Below are 650 nucleotides of genomic sequence, written 5' to 3' on the forward strand. Positions count from 1 at the left end.
CGTTGCGACGGGCCATCGCAACCTGCCCCGAGGAAGCGTGGGGGCCGGCATTGAACCCGTCGGGCGACATTCGCGACGGGGCCGAGGTTGCCGAACTGACCGGATTCCTCGCCCCTGGGCTGCTCGCCAAGTGGCCGGCGGGGATGCGGGTGATCGTCCGCCGCGAGCGGCCCCACCCGGGCGCCCAGCTATCGATGTTCGAGGAGATCGACGGGTGGCGCTACCAGGCGTTTGTCACCAACACCGCCACCGGCCAGCTCCAATTCCTCGAGGCCAGGCACCGGGCTCACGCCCGAGTGGAGGACCGGATCCGACACGCCAAAGACACCGGGCTCGGCCGGCTTCCCTCCCGGGAGTTCGCCCTCAACCAGGCGTGGCTGGTGGCGGTGATGCTCGCCGCTGACCTCGTGGCCTGGACTCGGATGCTGGCCTGTACCGGCGACGCCGCAGTCCTGGCGTTGTGCGAGCCCAAGGCGCTGCGCTACCGCTTCCTCCACGCCGCGGCCCGACTGGCCCGCAGCGGGCGACGACGAAGAGTGAAAATCCCCGAAACGTGGCCCTGGGCGGTCGCTATCGTCGCCGTGTTCAGCACGATCGCCGCGATCCCCAAACCCGCCTGACCTCACCTGCCCGCCCACGACAGCACCACC

At 70.3% G+C, this 650-nt stretch carries 1 protein-coding gene; it reads left to right on the top strand.

Features of this window, described 5'->3' with window-relative positions; all coding sequences use genetic code 11:
• On the top strand, nucleotides 1-620 hold a 620-nt coding region (locus G6021_RS16690; protein WP_182641770.1), incomplete at its 5' end, for a transposase.
• Between the last annotated feature and the right edge of the window lie 30 nt (nucleotides 621-650).

It is taken from the genome of Dietzia sp. CW19 (genome assembly GCF_014145265.1).
Lineage (GTDB): Bacteria > Actinomycetota > Actinomycetes > Mycobacteriales > Mycobacteriaceae > Dietzia > Dietzia natronolimnaea.